The organism is Streptomyces sp. NBC_00872, from assembly GCF_045161915.1.
Classification (GTDB): domain Bacteria; phylum Actinomycetota; class Actinomycetes; order Streptomycetales; family Streptomycetaceae; genus Streptomyces.
Window position 1 is genome coordinate 956,334 of the sequence record NZ_CP108806.1, and the last position, 16,611, is coordinate 972,944.

16 protein-coding genes and 2 pseudogenes are annotated in these 16,611 nt (G+C 68.4%); 11 read left to right on the forward strand and 7 right to left on the reverse strand.

Annotated elements, in window-relative coordinates:
* The first annotated feature begins 31 nt into the window (after positions 1–31).
* From OG214_RS04125 to OG214_RS04165, 9 genes and pseudogenes are all read left to right on the forward strand, one after another.
* Positions 32–991, forward strand: a complete 960-nt coding sequence (locus OG214_RS04125; protein WP_405983802.1) for an ABC transporter permease — start codon at positions 32–34, stop codon at positions 989–991.
* On the forward strand, positions 988–1,887 hold the full coding sequence (locus OG214_RS04130) for an ABC transporter permease (RefSeq protein ID WP_405983803.1): 900 nt from the start codon (positions 988–990) through the stop codon (positions 1,885–1,887). The genes OG214_RS04125 and OG214_RS04130 overlap by 4 nt, the downstream gene beginning before the upstream one ends.
* On the forward strand, positions 1,884–3,593 hold the full coding sequence (locus OG214_RS04135) for a dipeptide ABC transporter ATP-binding protein (protein WP_405983804.1): 1,710 nt from the start codon (positions 1,884–1,886) through the stop codon (positions 3,591–3,593). The genes OG214_RS04130 and OG214_RS04135 overlap by 4 nt, the downstream gene beginning before the upstream one ends.
* Entirely contained in the window at positions 3,590–4,525 is a 936-nt protein-coding gene (locus tag OG214_RS04140) for an ROK family protein (protein ID WP_405983805.1), read from the forward strand. Before OG214_RS04135 ends, OG214_RS04140 begins: the two co-directional genes overlap by 4 nt.
* 274 nt (positions 4,526–4,799) lie before the next feature.
* Positions 4,800–5,648 (forward strand): IS5 family transposase, encoded by an 849-nt coding sequence (locus tag OG214_RS04145; protein ID WP_331746046.1) that lies wholly within the window; start codon positions 4,800–4,802, stop codon positions 5,646–5,648.
* Complete coding sequence (locus OG214_RS04150) at positions 5,645–6,043, forward strand: hypothetical protein (RefSeq protein WP_331746043.1); 399 nt, start codon at positions 5,645–5,647, stop codon at positions 6,041–6,043. Before OG214_RS04145 ends, OG214_RS04150 begins: the two co-directional genes overlap by 4 nt.
* Positions 6,044–6,194: 151 nt before the next feature.
* A protein-coding gene (locus OG214_RS04155) for an IS5 family transposase (RefSeq protein ID WP_405983806.1) occupies positions 6,195–7,003 on the forward strand; the annotation gives its coding sequence in 2 pieces (ribosomal slippage) (positions 6,195–6,534 and positions 6,534–7,003; 810 coding nt in all).
* A gap of 82 nt (positions 7,004–7,085) precedes the next feature.
* The gene (locus OG214_RS04160; RefSeq protein WP_405983807.1) at positions 7,086–7,487 is read left to right on the forward strand and encodes a hypothetical protein; all 402 of its coding nucleotides are present in this window, start codon (positions 7,086–7,088) and stop codon (positions 7,485–7,487) included.
* Between the two features lie 64 nt (positions 7,488–7,551).
* A pseudogene (locus tag OG214_RS04165) lies at positions 7,552–8,733 on the forward strand (IS3 family transposase).
* A gap of 40 nt (positions 8,734–8,773) precedes the next feature.
* Here OG214_RS04165 and OG214_RS04170 read toward each other — a convergent pair.
* Positions 8,774–9,313 carry a hypothetical protein gene (locus tag OG214_RS04170; RefSeq protein ID WP_405983808.1) on the reverse strand — a complete coding sequence of 180 codons (540 nt, stop codon included), beginning with the start codon at positions 9,311–9,313 and terminating at the stop codon, positions 8,774–8,776.
* Positions 9,314–9,390: 77 nt separating this feature from the next.
* Here OG214_RS04170 and OG214_RS04175 point away from each other — a divergent pair, with 77 nt between their 5' ends.
* Together OG214_RS04175 and OG214_RS04180 are read left to right on the forward strand one after the other, a co-directional pair.
* Positions 9,391–10,302: a hypothetical protein gene (locus OG214_RS04175; RefSeq protein ID WP_405983809.1), complete on the forward strand. Its 912-nt coding sequence runs from the start codon at positions 9,391–9,393 to the stop codon at positions 10,300–10,302.
* Positions 10,303–10,690: 388 nt separating this feature from the next.
* Positions 10,691–10,978 carry an effector-associated constant component EACC1 gene (locus OG214_RS04180; RefSeq protein WP_405983810.1) on the forward strand — a complete coding sequence of 96 codons (288 nt, stop codon included), beginning with the start codon at positions 10,691–10,693 and terminating at the stop codon, positions 10,976–10,978.
* Positions 10,979–10,991: 13 nt separating this feature from the next.
* On the opposite strand, the gene OG214_RS04185 is transcribed toward OG214_RS04180, so the two are convergent.
* The 6 genes and pseudogenes from OG214_RS04185 to OG214_RS04210 all read right to left on the reverse strand — a co-directional run.
* The gene (locus OG214_RS04185; RefSeq protein WP_405983811.1) at positions 10,992–12,596 is read right to left on the reverse strand and encodes a polyamine aminopropyltransferase; all 1,605 of its coding nucleotides are present in this window, start codon (positions 12,594–12,596) and stop codon (positions 10,992–10,994) included.
* Between the two features lie 12 nt (positions 12,597–12,608).
* Entirely contained in the window at positions 12,609–13,046 is a 438-nt protein-coding gene (locus tag OG214_RS04190) for a DUF350 domain-containing protein (protein WP_405983812.1), read from the reverse strand.
* A 98-nt stretch (positions 13,047–13,144) separates the two neighbouring features.
* A complete protein-coding gene (locus OG214_RS04195) occupies positions 13,145–13,546 on the reverse strand; it encodes a DUF4247 domain-containing protein (RefSeq protein ID WP_405983813.1) in 402 nt (133 codons plus the stop codon).
* Positions 13,543–14,049, reverse strand: a complete 507-nt coding sequence (locus tag OG214_RS04200) for a DUF2617 family protein (RefSeq protein ID WP_405983814.1) — start codon at positions 14,047–14,049, stop codon at positions 13,543–13,545. Before OG214_RS04200 ends, OG214_RS04195 begins: the two co-directional genes overlap by 4 nt.
* Before the next feature lie 507 nt (positions 14,050–14,556).
* Entirely contained in the window at positions 14,557–15,567 is a 1,011-nt protein-coding gene (locus tag OG214_RS04205) for a transposase (protein ID WP_405983815.1), read from the reverse strand.
* 290 nt (positions 15,568–15,857) lie between these two features.
* Positions 15,858–16,472 (reverse strand): annotated as a pseudogene (locus tag OG214_RS04210) (transposase); the annotation flags it as partial.
* Positions 16,473–16,611 lie beyond the last annotated feature (139 nt).

Below are 16,611 nucleotides of genomic sequence, written 5' to 3' on the forward strand. Positions count from 1 at the left end.
GCAGCACTGAGCCGAAGCGACCGGAAAGCACATGACCACTTCCACGTACCTGATTCGACGGGCCCTCCAGGCCGTCGCGGTGATCGTCATCGTGACGATCGTGGTCTTCTGTCTGCTGCACGCCCTGCCCGGGGGTCCCGCTCGCGGGATCCTCGGCCCGCAGGCCACAGCGCAGCAGATCGCGTCCTTCAACCACGAGCAACACCTCGACAAGCCACTGCCCGTGCAGTACCTCTACTACCTCGACCGACTGCTGCACGGCGACCTGGGAACCTCGTACACCCTCAATGAGCCGGTCTCCCAGCTCATCACCGAGCGGTTGCCCAAGACCCTGGTGCTCACCGCCCTGTCGGCGGTCGTCGGCCTCCTGCTGGCTGTCCCGCTGGGCATGTGGCAGGCCGTCCGGCGCAACAGGCCGGCCGACTACGTCATCACCACGCTGAGCTTCATCGCCTACTCCACACCCGTGTACTTCCTCGGGCTGATCCTGGTGCTGGTGTTCAGCCAGGTGCTGCCGTGGTTCCCGTCGCAGGCCCCGCAGGGGGACACGCTCGCCCAGGTGTTCGCCGATCCGCAGGCGCTGGTGCTGCCGGTCGTCGCCGGTGCCGCCTCGATGATCGCGGTGTTCAGCCGCTACATGCGGGCGGCCACCCTGGAGAACCTGTCCGAGGACTACGTCAGGACGGCGCGGGCCGGCGGCTCCCGCTCCCGCGCCATCCTGTGGCGGCATGTGTTCCGCAACTCGCTGACGCCGGTGATCGCCATGCTCGGCTATTACGTGCCGGTACTGTTCGGCGGCGCCCTGGTGGTCGAACAGCTCTTCAACTACCCCGGCATGGGCCTGCTCTTCTGGACCGCCGCGCAGTCCTCCGACTACCCGGTGCTGCTGGGCTGTGTGCTGGTCATCGCGATCGCCACCGTGGCCGGCACGCTGCTCGCCGACATCGTCCAGCGGCTCATCGACCCCCGAGTGAAGGCAGGCCGGGCATGAGCGCCCTCATCCAGCCGGAGCAGATGCCAGGCAAGGCCACCGCCGCCACCGCGGCGTCCGGCTCCCGGCTCGCCGTCCGGCGCTTCCTGCGCAACCGGCTCGCCGTGGTCGGGCTCGGCGTCGTGGTCTTCTTCTTCCTGTTCTGCTTCGCCGGTCCGCTGGTGTACTCCACCGACCAGACCCACACGATGCTCGAACAGGTCAACCTCGCCCCCAGCGGCTCGCACTGGCTCGGCACCGACGCGGTCGGCCACGACGAGCTGGGCCGGCTGATGTACGGCGGCAAGGTGTCGCTGACCGTCGGCCTCGCCGCGGGCATCCTGGCCACCCTGATCGGCACCCTGTGGGGCGCCGCCGCCGGCTACGCGGGCGGCTGGATCGACGCGGTCATGATGCGGATCGTGGACGCGGGGATCGCCATCCCGGCGCTCTTCATCCTTCTGGTGGTCTCCGCCATCACCACCCCGGGCCCGACCGGACTGATCGTCATCCTGGGCGTCGTCTCCTGGCTGGTGCCGTCCCGGCTGATCAGGGCCGAGACACTCACCCTGAAGAACCGCGACTACGTCCTGACCCTGCGGGCCATCGGCGGAACGCACACCCGTGCGATCACCCGGCACATCCTGCCGAACTCGGTCTCGACCATCATCGTCGCGGCCACCTTCCAGATCGCCGACGCCATCCTGCTCGTCGCGTACGTCTCCTACCTGGGCCTGGGCGTCCAGCCGCCGGCCACCGACTGGGGCGGCATGCTCTCGGCCGGTCTCACCGCCGCCTACTCCGGCTACTGGTGGCTCATCCTGCCGCCGGGCCTGGCCATCATCCTGGTGGTGTGGGCGTTCAACGCGATCGGGGACGGACTCCGCGACGCATTCGACGTGAGGGGACGCGGATGACCGCCGCCCAGGGCTCCGCCGCCCCGCAGGCCGGGCCCATTCTCGAACTCGACGGCCTCGGGGTCGTCTTCACCACCGAGACCGGCGACGTGCCGGCCGTCCGGGGTGTCTCCCTGCACGTCCGCCCCGGCGAGACGCTCGCCCTGGTCGGCGAGTCGGGTTCCGGCAAGTCCACGATCGCGCTGGCCGCGATGGGCCTGCTGGACGGCAACGCCCGTACCACCGGCAGTGCCACCATCGCGGGCCATCAGATGGTCGGTGCCCGTGAGGCCGACCTGGCCGCGCTGCGCGGCCGGACCGTCACCATGGTGTTCCAGGAGCCGGCCACCGCGCTGGACCCGCTGACCCGGATCGGCAAGCAGATCGCCGAGGTGATCCGCAACCACCGTGAGGTGTCCGGCAAGGACGCCGCCGCCGAGGCCGTCGGACTCCTCCGCAAGGTCGGCATCCCCGAGCCGGAGAAGCGGGCCGGCGCCTACCCCTTCGAGCTCTCCGGCGGACAGCGCCAGCGCGTGGTCATCGCCATGGCCATCGCGAATGACCCCACCCTGCTGATCGCCGACGAGCCGACCACCGCGCTGGACGTCACGGTGCAGGCCGAGATCCTCGACCTGCTGCGCCGCCTCGCCGTGGAGACCGGCACCGGCGTCCTGCTGGTCACCCACAACATGGGCGTGGTCGCGGACTTCGCCGACCGGGTCGCCGTGATGTACGACGGCGAGATCGTGGAGACCGGTCCGGTCGAGGACGTGCTGCTGCGCCCGTCCCACGACTACACCAAGCGGCTGCTGGCCGCGGTGCCCCGGCTGTCGGTCGCCGAGGCGGGCCCGCCGGTACCGTCGCCCGCCGCCACCCGCCCGGACACCGAGCCGGTCGTCGAACTCCGCGACGTCTCGGTGGTGTTCGGCCGTGGCAAGGGTGCCGTACGGGCTCTGGACGAGGTGTCGCTCACCGTCCACGCCGGGGAAACCCTGGGCCTGGTGGGCGAGTCGGGCTCCGGCAAGTCCACCGCCTCCCGGGTCGCGCTCGGTCTGATCCGGCCGGACTCCGGCGCCGCCTCGCTGTTCGGCACCGACCTGGCGCGCACCCGGTCCCGGGCCCGGCGGGCACTGCGGGCCGGTATCGGCGTGGTACTCCAGGACCCGGTGGCCTCGCTGGATGCCCGTATGACGGTCGGCGAGTGCATCGCCGAGCCGCTCAGGGTGCACGGCCGCGGGCTCTCCGCCAAGGACCGCCAGGCCAAGGTCGCCGCCGTCCTCGAACGGGTCCGGCTGTCGCGTGATGTCGCCCGGCGTGCCCCCCGGGAGCTGTCCGGCGGTCAGCGCCAACGGGTCAGCCTGGCCCGCGCCCTGGTCCTGGAGCCCCGGCTGCTGGTCGCCGACGAGCCCACCAGCGCGCTCGACGTGAGCGTGCAGGAGGCCGTGCTCGAAGTGATCTCCGAACTCCAGGACGAGCTGGGCTTCGCCTGTCTCTTCGTCTCCCACGACCTCGCCGTCGTACAGCACTTCGCCCAGCGCGTCGTGGTGATGCGGGCCGGCAGGATCGAGGAACAGGGCGCCACCGGCGCGACCCTGCTGCACCCGGAGACCGACTACACCCGCCGGTTGCTGGCCGCCGTGCCGGTACCCGACCCGGTGATCCAACGCGGCCGCAGAGCCGAACGCCTGGCCACCCTCGCGGCCGACCGGACGGAGGCCCAGGGGTGAGTTCCCACGACCGTACGCTCTTCGCCGGAGTGGACATCGGCGGCACCACCACCCAAGTGGTGCTCTGCGGCGAGGACTTGACCGTGCTGGACCGCGCCGAGGTGGCGACCCCGGCGACCGACGGCGGCCAGGCCATGATCGGCGCGGCCATGGGCGCGCTGGCCCCGCTGCTGAAGCGCACCCCCGGCCGCCTCGCCGGCAGCGGGGTCGGCGCGGCCGGCGTGGTGGACTCCGCCACCGGCCGCATCCTGGTGGCCAGCGACTCCTTCACCGGCTGGGCCGGCTTCGCGGTGACGGACGCCGTCGAGAAGGCCCTGGGCGTCCCGGCCTTCCTGGACAACGACGTCAACGCCTTCCTCTACGGGGAGGTGTCCGGCGGCGCCGTACGCGGCGAGCCGGACGTCCTCGGGATGACACTGGGCACCGGGGTCGGCGGCGCGCTGTGGACCGGCGGCGCCCTGTTCACCGGGCCGCACGGCGCGGCCGGCGAGATCGGGCACATCCCCGGCTTCGGCGATCTGCTCTGCTCGTGCGGCGGCCGGGGCCATCTGGAGACCCTGGCCTCCGGCCGCTCCATCAGCGCTCGTTACGCGGACCGCACCGGCCGCCGGCTGACCGCCCGCGAGGTCGCCGAGGCCGCCGGCCACGGTGACCAGGACGCCCTCGCGGTGTACCGGGCCGCCGGAGCCGGGATCGCTCGGGCGATAGTCATGACGGCGGGCATCGTGGACATCACCACGGTGGTGGTCGGCGGCGGGGTCAGCCGCGCCTGGCCCCTGCTGGAACCCCTCATCATGGCATCGCTGGCCGCCGACCCGCCGGTCAGCGGCCACCCGGTCCGGCTGGTCAGGGCAACCCTGGCCACCGATGCGGTACCGGTCGGCGCCGCGGCCCGAGCCCGGCGGGAGCTGACGGCGAACGTCGGGGTCTGAGGAAGCCGTCCCGCCTCCCGACAACGTCGTCCCGTTCGCCTCCGCACGAAATATGGGCTTGCCAATCAATAACACGCCGGTTCTGCTCGCGGATCCTTCCGAAGCGGTACACGAGCTTCTGGCCTGCGCATCAGGCCAGGACGCGTGACCGGACAGGGCCACCAAGTCTTAGTGGGCGGTTCGTGAGTCTTTGAGTGGTTCTGCTGTCGCCTGATGGTGTGGCAGCGGGGCGGAATCTGCCGGTCCGCGGTTGTTGATCTGGTGATGTGTTCGGGTGAGTGAACGCAAGCCGTATCCGAGTGACTTATCGGACGAGCAGTGGTCGTTGATCGAGCCGGTGATCACCGCGTGGAAGGGCCGGCACCGCTCGGTCAGCGGCCACCAGGGCGCGTACGACATGCGGGAGATCGTGAACGCGATCCTCTACCAGGGGCGGACCGGCTGCCAGTGGGCCTATCTCCCGCACGACCTGCCGCAGAAGAGCGCGACGTACTACTACTTCGCCGCCTGGCGGGACGACGGGACCGACCAGGTCATCCATGAACTCCTGCGCTGCCAGGTCCGCGAACGCGCCCGACGATTAGAGGACCCGACCTTGGTGGTGCTGGACACCCAGAGTGTCCATGTGGCCGCCGGGGTCCCCGTCTCCACGAGTGGCCATGATCCGGCCAAGCGGGTGCCCGGCCGCAAGCGGGGCCTTGCCGTGGACGTCCTCGGCCTGGTCATCGCGGTCGTCGTCCTCGCTGCGAACACCCACGACAACGCCGCGGGAAATCTCCTGCTGGACCAGGTCGCCGAGCACGCCGGCGGAAGTGTCCGCAAAGCCCTGGTCGACCAGGGCTTCAAGAACCAGGTCGTCGCGCACGGCGCCGGCCTGGGGATCGACGTCGAGATCGTCCAACGCAACCCGCAGGTCAAGGGGTTCGTGCCGCAGCCGAAGCGGTGGAGGGTCGAGCAGACCTACGGGATCCTGATACTGCACCGGCGCCTGGTCCGCGACTACGAGCACCGCCCGTCCTCCTCCGTCTCCCGCGTCTACTGGGCGATGACCCACGTCATGACCCGGCGCCTCACCGGCGCGAACGCCCCCACCTGGCGCGAGACGGCGGCGGTGGCGGCGTGAACCTCCGGCCCCTGCTCGATGCCCTGGACCTGCAGGAAGACGCCGCCCGGGCCCTGGCCGACGACCTTCGTGCGCAGATCGACGGCCTGCAGACCCGGTTGCGGGAGGCCGAGATGCACCTGGAGCACCTCGCGATCACCCGCAAGACCGTCACCAGCCTTGCCGACCGGCTCCCGGCCGTCGCGCCGGACCTGCCCGAGCATCCGGACTACCCCCGCATCCTTGCCGCCTTCAACCACACGACCGGGCCGCTACGGGCCAAGGACGTCTGCGAAGCCCTCGGCCACGAACTGCTGCCGAAGAACGTCGAAGGCACCCGCGCCAAACTGAAACGCCTGGTCAAACTCGGCATCCTCACCGAGGCCGACACCGGCAACTTCGCTCGAAAGCAATAGCCGACCGAACCTCCACCAGCGTCCTTGCTCCCACCTCAGCCAGAAAAGGACATCACCTTACGAACCGCCCACTTAGGTCTTACTGATCGTTTCAGAATGAGCGTCGTTGGGAGGGTTGGCAGTTGGGTTCTGTGTAGGCAGGATCTGTTGGGTGTCTGCTGATCTTGTGCCTGATGACCTGTGGGAGCGCGTGGCTCCGTTGCTGCCTGCTCGTCCGCCTCGGCGGCATCGGTATCCCGGGCGGTTGCCTGCGGATGACCGTGCGGCTTTGCGTGGCATCGTTTACGTGCTGCGCAAAAGCGTGAGCTGGCGGGACGTCCCCGCGGAGCAGGTCGGCTGCAGCGGGGTGACGGCCTGGCGGCGCCTGCGTGACTGGACTGAAGCGGGGGTGTGGCCCCGTCTGCACGAGGTCCTCCTGGCGGAACTGCGCAAAGAGGGTCTCCTGGAGATGGACGACGCCGCGGTCGACGCCTCACACGTCCGGGCGCTCAAAGGGGGGCTCACACCGGACCTTCGCCAGCCGACCGGGCCCGGCCCGGCAGCAAGCACCATCTGATCGTCGACCGGCACGGAACTCCGCTGGCCGTCTCACCGACCAGCGGAAACCGCCACGATGTCACTCAGCTCATGTCTCCGCTGGACGCCATCCCACCCATCCGCGGTCCGCGCGGCCGGCCACGCAGTCGCCCCCGACAGCTGTTCGCCGACCGCGGCTACGACTTCGACAAGTACCGCCGTCTGGTCCGGGCTCGTGGAATCACCCCGAAGATCGCCCGTCGCGGCACCCCGCACGGCTCCGGACTCGGCAAGACCCGCTGGGTCGTCGAGCGCACATTCGCCTGGCTCCACCACTTCAAACGACTCCGTATCCGCTACGAGATACGCGCCGACCTCCACCTCGGCCTACTCCAACTCGCCCGCAGCATCATCTGCTTGAGACGACCCCGAACCTCATTCTGAAACGATCAGTAAGTGAGTGCCCGTTCTTCATCGCTGCTGGTCAGTGAGGATCTGTAGTCGTACTGGTCACTATGCTGCCGGGATGACCGCACAGTCGCCCCCTCCGCTGACCCTGGAAGCCGCCAGGGACCTTCAGAACATGCTCCGGGCCGAGATCGGGCCCGGCCTCAGCGAGCGGGAACTCGACGCGGTCGAGGCGCGATGCGGCTTCATCTTCTCGGCGGACCACAGAATCTTCCTCTCCGCCGGGCTCCCGCACGGGTCGCCACGCTGGCCCGACTGGCGGAACGGCGACCCCAAGGACCTGGCCGCCCGGCTCTCTCAACCGGTCGAGGGAGTGCTCTTCGACGTGGAGCACAACAGCTTCTGGCACCCCGCCTGGAGCCCGAGGCCGGCAGGGACACCCGACGCGCTGCAGATCGCACGGCCCGAGTTGGCGGCCGTCCCGCAGCTGGTCCCCCTCTACAGCCACCGCTACCTGTGAGGGGCCACGAAGTTTCCGAACAGCCACCCAATAGGGTTGTCCTGAACAAGGAAACGAGGAAGAAGTGGCGCCACCCAGTAAGTACTCGCCGGAGTTCCGCGAGGAAGCCGTCCAGATCGCGTTGAGGTCAAGCAAGACGATCTCCGAAGTCGCCCGGGAGCTTGAGCTGAACCCGGAGACGCTACGCGGCTGGGTGAAGAAGTACCAGAAGCAGCAGGAACCGGCTCCCGATGCGGAACTGACGGTGAACGAGCGAGCGCGCCTGAAGGAACTCGAACGACGCAACCGCGAGCTGGAGATGGAAGTTACCTTCCTGAAAAAAGCCGCAGCGTACTTCGCGAAGGATCCCCGGTAGCAAGCAAGTACGAGTTCATCGACGAGATGCGGCTCGACACCGAGGAGTACGCATACAGCGTCGAGTTCATGTGCGGCCGACTCGGCGTCTCCAGATCCGGCTACTACGACTGGAGATCCCGCCCGGAATCCGCGACAGCTCAGCGGTGCGAAGAACTGAAATTGCTCATCGAGAAAGCCTTCGACATGTCCGACAGCACCTACGGGCACCGGCGCATCCAGGCCCAGCTGCACCGCTGGGGCGTCGCCGCGGGCGTGGAGCTGGTCCGTCGCCTCATGCGCGAACTGGGCCTGGTGCCCTGGCCTGCCACGGCCGAAGAGGTTCAACCTCACTCAGGCCGCGGCCAGCCAGGTGCCGGACCTCGTCGGCCGCGACTTCACTGCGGATGCGCCCGGCAAAAAGCTCGTCGGCGACATTACCTATATCGCGACCGGGGAAGGCTGGCTGTACCTTGCAACGGTCATCGACTGCTGCACGAAGGAAGTCATCGGTTACGCGATGGACGACCACTACCAAACCCCACTGATGTCCAGGGCAATTCGCAACGCGGCACGCAACAGGAACCTTTCGGTCGACGCGATATTTCACTCCGACCGCGGAAGCAACTACATGTCAGCCGAGTTCGGGAAGACGCTCGACCGGTTCGGGCTCCGCAGATCTTCCGGCCGCACCGGGATCTGTTTCGATAACGCCATGGCCGAATCATTCTTCGGCGCCCTGAAGAACGAGCTCGTATCAAGGGTGACTTACCTGACCCGCGAGGCCGCTCGGCAGGACATCACTCGCTACATCGAATTCTGGTACAATCGCAAACGCCTCCACTCGGCGGTGGGTTACCGCCCTCCGTGCGAAGTCCACGCCGAGTACGAGAAGTTGCGAATCGCCGCGTGAAATAAACGGTCAGAATCCTGTCCGGAAAACGCGAGGCCCCTCAGTTCGTGGGGCCCTGCTGAAGGCCGCACGAGAACAGAAGATCACCACCTGGAGCAAGCTGCAGAAGCAACTCGGCACGGCCTTGCCGCGAATGACCGCCGCAGAACGGATCGACGTCCTCATCAGAGTCGAACGGCAGTCGTCCAAGGACCAGCCGCTGCTCTCTGCCCTTCTCGCCACAGGTGACCCCGAACTGACAACGGCGTACCGAGAGGTTGCCTCCACACTGGGCCTGGAGATCCCGCAGGGCAATGACGAACTGCGCGACGTCCTTGAGGCAGACGTTGAGCAGGTTCACCGCCACTGGCTTCATCGATAGACAACAAGCACTGGCCGTCGGACTCACTTCGGGCGTGTCAGCCAAGTGCACCTCAGGCGCCACGCCCTTCATCAGGCCGAAGGAAAGAGCACACGGCGTGGCGGCTTGATGGATCGTCCCAGGTCGAGTTGCATCGGCTTCGGGCCAGTGGGCGCCCGGCCGCGCGAAAGAGACAACCCCGTCGATCCTTCGCCGAGGACCGGTCAGAAGCTCATTCATCAACCGCTTCACCATCGCAGTTCAGCCGTCGGATCGCCGCCGACCGGACGGGGCCGGTCCGGCGTGGAAAGATCACGATGAGCGTTCCCGAAGCCCTGGCCCGCACCGCCGACCGCCGCCGCAGCACCGGCGAGACCCACCAGGCACTCCACGCCATGCTTCCCGCCGACGGCGGCGTGCTGACCATCCCACCGGCCCGGCACGTGGAACAGGCCCGTCTGGAGGCGGAGGTCTTTCTCCGCCTCGGCGCGATCGGCGGCCTATCCGCGCATCCGCTCGGCATCGTCCGTCTCCGCCCGGAACCCGACCGGCTCACCATCCAGGTGATCAACGCCCCCTACATCGTCATGTGCTGGGCGGACCTGCTCCTTCCCCGCTTCCACGACGAACCCGACAGCGATCCCCGCGACTGCGTCTCCGGCATCCCCGGGCTTCGGTTTCGCCGTGACCGCCGCACCATCCGCCTCTACCGCCCAGACACCCCCACCAGCATCACCCTCACCGGGTTCAACCCCCGCTGGTGGGACCGCATCACCGACCGGCGCCACACCTACGACAACCTTCTCCAGCCCCAACCCGGCTGGACCCCTGCCGAACAGGCCGCTCACGACACATCTACCCGCTCGCCCTACGACCCCGCCCCGGTCTTCTCACCCCTGCTACGCCGGATCCGGGCCACGGCCAGCCCCGGGAACGTCAACTCGACCGACGCCTGGACCTCGAACGGAGGCTTCCGAATGGAGGCCACCGACGGTCCGCCCTGTCCCGACCTCATCCGCCTCCTCGGTGACGGACCCACCGGGGCAGGCTGGCAGGTCACCCGCAAGCGCTGCACCTGCCCATGCGACCAGAAGCACAGCAACTGCACCGTCGACTTCATCGACCCCACAGGGACCGGCATCCACTACGACAACGCACGCTGGGGCCGTACCGCCGACCAAGCCCGCCAGCAGCAACTGGCCGAACTGAACGCCAAGGCTTTCACATGAATGCAGGCCCGCGCCGCAACTCTCATCGCTGGCAACTTCCTGGAGGGGCTGGGGCAGAGCGTGACAGCAGTGAGGACAGCTAGATAACGATCGCGTCGGCGACGGTGGTCTCGCGGTACTCGCGCTGTCCGGGCTCGACCTGCACCGAGACGTGCCCATACGGGTCGGTGCCGTGGTCGCCTCCATGGTCTTGTCCACGGTGCTGCGCCGCTGTGCGGGGAGCCGCAGACGGGCGGCTCTCCACCATCCGTGCCAGAGCAACACACCCTCGGAGCGAGGAATCAGGACACCCCCCGGAGCAGTCGTCACGGATCAGGCCAGATCTCCGGATCGGCCTTGTACCCCGCACTGGGAGAAGGAAGATGGAATCTCTCAGGGGGAGGGGCGCATGCGGACAACCCTGGCCGTAAGCGATATCGGCGATGACGTGGCTGGTGCGTCGAACGATCTGCGGAGGTGGCTGGGACGCCACCCGGACTTGCGGTCGCAGATCCTCCGGGAGCCTGCGCGGGTGCCCGCACCCGGATCAATGGGCGCAACTGGCGAGTTGATGACCCTGCTGCTGGCGCCCGGCGGTCTGACGGCGGCGCTCGCCGCCGCCGTAGTCTCCGTCGCGCTGTCCGATCCTGAGGTGCAGCGCGTGGAGGGCTCTGCGCTGTTTCGGTGTACGCGGTGAACGGGCCGCGTGGTCAGTAGTTCTCCCACTCGTCCAGCACGTACTCCAGCACGGCCGGGTCCATCAGCGTGCTCGGCCGTACGTCCTGGCGGCGGCGGTCTACGGGGAACACCGCAGCGGCCTTCAGGACCGCCTCGTCCAGGTAGCGCAGTTGGGTGGCACTCGATGCCAGCCGCAGCGGTGGAGACGCACCGTCGCCCGGTTTGGCCAGGACGAAACCCCAGTTGCCGAAGCTCGGTACGTCGACCTGGAACTCGGTGGTCGAGTAGCCCGCCGTCTCGATCGTCTTCGCGATCGACCAGTAGGTCTTCGGTGCGAAGAACGGTGAACCGCTCTGCACCATCACCCTGCTCTGCGGTGTCAGGACCTGCCCGAGCAGGTGGTAGAACTCCACCGAGTACAGCTTGGCCAGTGCCGCCGTGTCCGGGTCGGGAAAGTCGATGACGACCGCGTCGTACCGCTGACGTGCGCCGCGCAGCCAGTTGAAGGCGTCGGCGTTGACCACTGTGACCCTCGGGTCGTCCAACGCCTTGTCGTTGAGGTCGCGCAGGGGCTCAAAGTCGCGCGCGAGCCGAGTCATGGCCGGGTCCAGTTCCACGAGCGTGACGTGCTGTACGTCGTCGTAGCGCAACACCTCGCGCAGGGCGAGTCCGTCGCCGCCGCCCATGATCAGCACGTTGGCGCGGGAGCCCGCGAGCGTGGGATGGACGAGGGACTCGTGGTAGCGGTATTCGTCGACGGAGCTGAACTGGAGATCGCCGTTGAGGAAGAGCCGGATGTCCGGTCCGCCGGTGAAGGCCGTGGAGTGGGTGACGACGATCTCCTGGTATGACGTCGTCTCCGCGTGGACGATCGGGTCCCGGTACATCTGCTGGCGCGCGGTCACCTCCAGGTCGTCCGCGAGGGCGTACGTGGTCCCGAGCACGGCCAGTACCGCTGTGACCCCAGCCAGCAGGGCGTTGCGCACCCAGCGCCGCATCTGCCGGCGGAAGATGAACACAACCACGATGACACCGGCCACCGCGTTGACCGCGCCGACCACCAGCGTGCCCTTCAGCTGGCCGAATGTCGGCAGGAGCCACAGCGGGAAGCCCAGGCCGCCGGCCAGCGCGCCGATGTAGTCGACGGCGAACATGTCGGCGACCGCGCTGCCCGCTTCCTGCCGCCGGATCCGCTGGAGCATGGTCATGAGCAGCGGGATCTCGGCGCCGATCAGCAGGCCGACCGCCACCGCGACCACGATCATCGCCGGGGTGTACAGCTGGAGCCAGGCGAACGCCGAGTACAGCACCAGGACCGACAGCCCGCCGACCAGCGCCAGCACGCCCTCCACGACCGCGAACGCGCCCACCGCGCGGCGGCGCAGGGGTTTGGCGGCGAGAGAGCCGAGCCCCATGGCGCACACCATCACGGAGATCACCACGGAGGTCTGGAGCACCGAGTTTCCGATGAGGTAGCTGCCCAGCGCGGTCAGGGCCAGCTCGTACACGAGGCCGCAGGCCGCGCAGAGGAAGACGGCGAAGAGCAGCAGGAAACGAGCCCCCCGGGTGTGCCGGACGGCGGCGGGACGGGAGGGAGCCGCTGTGGCGTCGCGGCCTTGCAGGGTGGTGGCGCTCATCGACGGGCGGCGTTACGAGATCGCCGCGCCGACCATGAGCCCGGTGCCCAGGTACATGCCGGCCTGGACCCAGGCGGCGGGGTGCGGACGGCCGTCCTGGTCGTCAAGGACGACCGCGCCCATCTGGCCCTGAGCGAACACGCCGATCACAATGCCGACGACGGTCATCACCATCACCCCGGCCAGCCCGTACAGCAGCGTGCTGATCAGGCCGTAGCCGATCCCCTGCTCGGACTCGCTCGCCGCGATGGCCTTCATGACGACCAGGCCCACGGCGACGGACTGGCTGCCCAAAAGAACGGCCGCGCCCCGGTTCCGGTCGGTCCATACCACGTGGTACAGCTTTCCCGGTGTGACGAGGTCGAGCGCGATGAAGCCGACGGCCATCACAACGAGGCCCACGACTCCGTAGAGCAGGGCCTGGCCGGTCGACTCGAAGATCTCGGTCACTGCGTTGCCTTTCCTGGCGGCGGAGTCGGGGCATGATCAGGTGCTGTGCGGGAGGAGCGTGGGATGCGCCGGGTGGAGATACGGCCGGTCACCGGGCGTTATTTACCCTCGCCGGGGCCGCCGCCGCGGAAGCTCGTGCTGTCCGGGGCCGGCCAGTAGGTGAGGTGCCGCTGGTGGCGGTGGTAGCCGTTGCGGTAGTCCTCGATCTCGATCAGGCTGCCGCTCCGGTACGGTGAGACGGTGATCATGTCGTCGCCGTAACGCAGGAACTCCATGCCGCCTCCGGAGGAACGGTCCAGTTCAGTCCGCTCGGTGCGGATCGCCTGTGCGACCCCGCTCGGGGTACTGTCCGGGTCGAGCCAGCCCGCCCCGGTCTCCGTGTACGTCTTCCTGATCCACTCGCGCGGTACCGCGTTGTTGTCCGCGTCGCCGGAGCAGGCGGTGAGCAGGGACGCGGCCAGCACTGCCGCCACCGCTGCGCGGACGAGTCGGGCGTTCATCGGGCCTCCAGCCGACTGTACGTCGATACGATCTGGCCGTTCTGCGGATACGTGTGCCAGGTGCGCCAGACGAGCCCGGCACCGTGCGGTCCCTCGGCCGTCTCGACGACCACCGCGGTGACCGCATCCGGCGAACCGGGGAAGACTCCGCACAGGCTGTGCTCGGCGTCGTCGGCCTGGTCGAGGACCTGCGCGACCTCGGCACTGAACTCCTCGGGAACCAGTCGGCGGGTGGTGGCGCCGAAGTCGTAGACCCAGCCCGGCAGATGACGGATGCAGGTCTCGGGCAGACCCTTCACCGCGCCCTGCAGACAGGCCACTGTCTCCCCCACGGGACCGGCAAACACCTGGTGCGAGGCCCCGAGCAGCCGCAGCCGCACGTCCAGCCCGCCGAGCGATACCACACGTTCTGCCAGCGCCGGACGCTCCGTCAGGTCCAGCGAGAAGCAGAGTTGATCCGCATCCGTGTCCCGATAGGGGGCGTCCAGAGAAACGGCATTCACACGGCCCCCGATCGTTTCTTGCCATGATCAGCGCTCGATTATGACACATGTGTTCGGGGAACTTGAGGGATGGAGGAGGGATGGCGGGCCTCCTATCCCGCAGGCGGCATTCCGCGCACGGTTTCGCGCAAGCCCTTCCCCGGGGCGGGAGGACAATCCGGTGATGGGCCCGCCCCGGTTCCTCATCCAGCGTCACTAGGGGCGGGCGCGCCCTGGTCTCGGCTGCTCTCCGCGCTGGTTGAGGGTCCGGGTCAGCTCACGATTGGCTTCCCGGGACGCCGCCAGATCGGACTGGCTCTCTTCCAGGCCTCGGTCAGCCCGACGTTGCGCTGCTCGAGCCGCGTGATCGTTCGCTGAGGCGCCTCGCCGGTGGGAGCACCAAGGCCCGGCTCGCGCCAGGCCTGCTCGCCCAGCTCCTGAGACAAACGCCTCGCAAACTGGGAGTTCGTGGGTCCTCGCGGCGGCCGCTGACAGCCGCGAGGACAGGGGGATCGCGGACATCAGCCCTCACCTCGCCCGTCCAGCTCCCGAGGAGACGGAACCCGCTCCGCCGCCTGTGATCCGGTTGCGGGTGAGGTGCTGGACGGCGGCAGCCGGCCACTGGAGCAGGCCGGGCGGGAATCCGGCGACAAGTTCGGCGGCCACCGGCAGGCCGACCCATGCCCAAAGGGCCCGGGAGACAAGGAACTTCGGTCTCTTGTGCGCGGGGTTCTTCCGGTTCCTTGACCTGCCGGGGCGGCTCGGGCGCAGTGCCGCGCAGGCACCCCCGATGGTCGGCGACACACCGTTCAGCGGCTTCGCTGAGGTTGTGCCAGAGGTGCCAGCGGTCCGCGACCTGCACCGCTTGAGGTGCCCAGCGGTGGCGCCTTCGGCAAAGAACGGGGCTCGGTCCCGGCAGACGACCTCGATCCCTGGCCTCTCGGCCAGCCAGGCGGCAAGGCTCGATGCCTCCCGGTCCGGCAACAGGTCAACCGGCCGTCGCGTCTCGACGTCGACCAGCACGGTGCCGAAGTGGCGGCCCTTGCGCGTGGCGTACTCGTCGACGCCGACCACTCGCACGGTCGGTGGTTCCGGTTCGGGCAGCGCCTCGATCAGTCGCAGCACCATGCTGCGGCTTACGGTCACCCCGAACACACCAGCCATCCTGGCGCCCGCTCGACCAGCGAGGGCGAGACCGACCGACGCCAGCGTCGAACGTAGACGCTCGGTCCACCGGCCGTACCGCCGAGTCAACCCCGGCACCTGCTCAACGAACGTCTGCCGCGAACACGAAGCGAACCGGCGGACCCGCAGACACAGCACCACCCGCAGCCCTGCGCTGGGCACATCCGCCGGAAACCGCAAGTAGAAGCTATGAACCCGACTCGACCAATTCCGGCAGCCCGGACAGGCCGAACCGGACGCCGTACTGCGGGCCTCGACCCGCACCGTCTCGTTTTCCACGTCCACCGCCACCACCGCCACGTCCGCGATCGACGGGAACAGCAACTCCTCCAGCCGGAGGACCACTTCGTCCACGGCCTCGAACTGTCAGCTACTCGAGATCGCCCCGGATCATTTTCGGGCGACTTCCCAGAGGCCGGTGCGGCCACAAACCGTCACCCAGCGTGCCCGCATCACGGAATTCGAGCCAGAGCCCGAGATGACTCTGGCTCAGGTTCTGTGGTGCCACCACGCTGAGTGACAGCTGACGAGTAGGGCGCTGCGAGTCCCTGTGTCAGAACGGCGTTTCTGCGGCGCGCAGCAGACGCCGCGTCAGGTAGCGCAGGTCCGGGGCGAAGACGCGCACGGCGGTGGCGAGTGCCGCATCAGGCAACGTTCGCCCTGGTGATGACCGCACGTAGGCGTTGATCGGTGGCGTGCTTGTTCCGCCAGATGATGTAGCGGCGGATCATGCTGCCCTGGGCCTTGTGGCTGGGGTGGTCGGTGCCGTCGAGGGCGAAGTAGCGCACGGCGGTGAACTGGGCCTCGATGCGGTTAAGCCAGGAACTGTTGGTCGGGGTGTAGGCGATCTCGACGTTGTTCGCTGCCGCCCACGTTTCGACCCGCTGGCACCGCTTCGTTGTCAGGTGAGGCGAGTAGTTGTCGCAGACGATCGCGATGCGCACGTCGGCGGGGTGCAGCGGGCGCAAGTAGCGGCAGAACTCCAGGAACTTGGACCTGTTCTTGGTTTTCTTGATGTGGCCGTAGAGCTGCTCCTTGGCCAGGTCGTAGGCAGCGAACAGGTGCCAAACCCCGTGCGGGCGGGTGTAGGTCGCCCGTCGGCGGGGCCGGGGCTCGCGGTCGGGGTCTTTGTGCCGGCCGCCGCGCTCCGCCCACTGCCGGCCGGGGTGGGGCTGGAGGTTGAGCGGCCCGAACTCGTCCAGGCAGAACATCACTTCAGGCTCGCCCTCCTCGGGCGTGACTTCGCCGTCGGCGATGGCCAGGCCGAACTCGCCGCCGAAACCCGCAGGTTCTTCCATCGCCGACAACGTCAGCCCCACATCGTGCACGGATACTTCCGCAGCCCGCAGCCCGCAGTCCGCTACGTGATCGATGAGTGAACCCAATGAGTTTCTGATC

Excerpts from the sequence above, each read along its gene's own strand:
- OG214_RS04180 (WP_405983810.1), top strand. The coding sequence starts at position 10,691 with ATGCGGACAACCCTGGCCGTAAGCGATATCGGCGATGACGTGGCTGGT.
- OG214_RS04125 (WP_405983802.1), top strand. The coding sequence starts at position 32 with ATGACCACTTCCACGTACCTGATTCGACGGGCCCTCCAGGCCGTCGCG.
- OG214_RS04135 (WP_405983804.1), top strand. The coding sequence starts at position 1,884 with ATGACCGCCGCCCAGGGCTCCGCCGCCCCGCAGGCCGGGCCCATTCTC.
- OG214_RS04170 (WP_405983808.1), bottom strand. The coding sequence starts at position 9,313 with ATGAATGAGCTTCTGACCGGTCCTCGGCGAAGGATCGACGGGGTTGTC.
- OG214_RS04185 (WP_405983811.1), bottom strand. The coding sequence starts at position 12,596 with ATGAGCGCCACCACCCTGCAAGGCCGCGACGCCACAGCGGCTCCCTCC.
- OG214_RS04160 (WP_405983807.1), top strand. The coding sequence starts at position 7,086 with ATGACCGCACAGTCGCCCCCTCCGCTGACCCTGGAAGCCGCCAGGGAC.
- OG214_RS04175 (WP_405983809.1), top strand. The coding sequence starts at position 9,391 with ATGAGCGTTCCCGAAGCCCTGGCCCGCACCGCCGACCGCCGCCGCAGC.
- OG214_RS04195 (WP_405983813.1), bottom strand. The coding sequence starts at position 13,546 with ATGAACGCCCGACTCGTCCGCGCAGCGGTGGCGGCAGTGCTGGCCGCG.
- OG214_RS04130 (WP_405983803.1), top strand. The coding sequence starts at position 988 with ATGAGCGCCCTCATCCAGCCGGAGCAGATGCCAGGCAAGGCCACCGCC.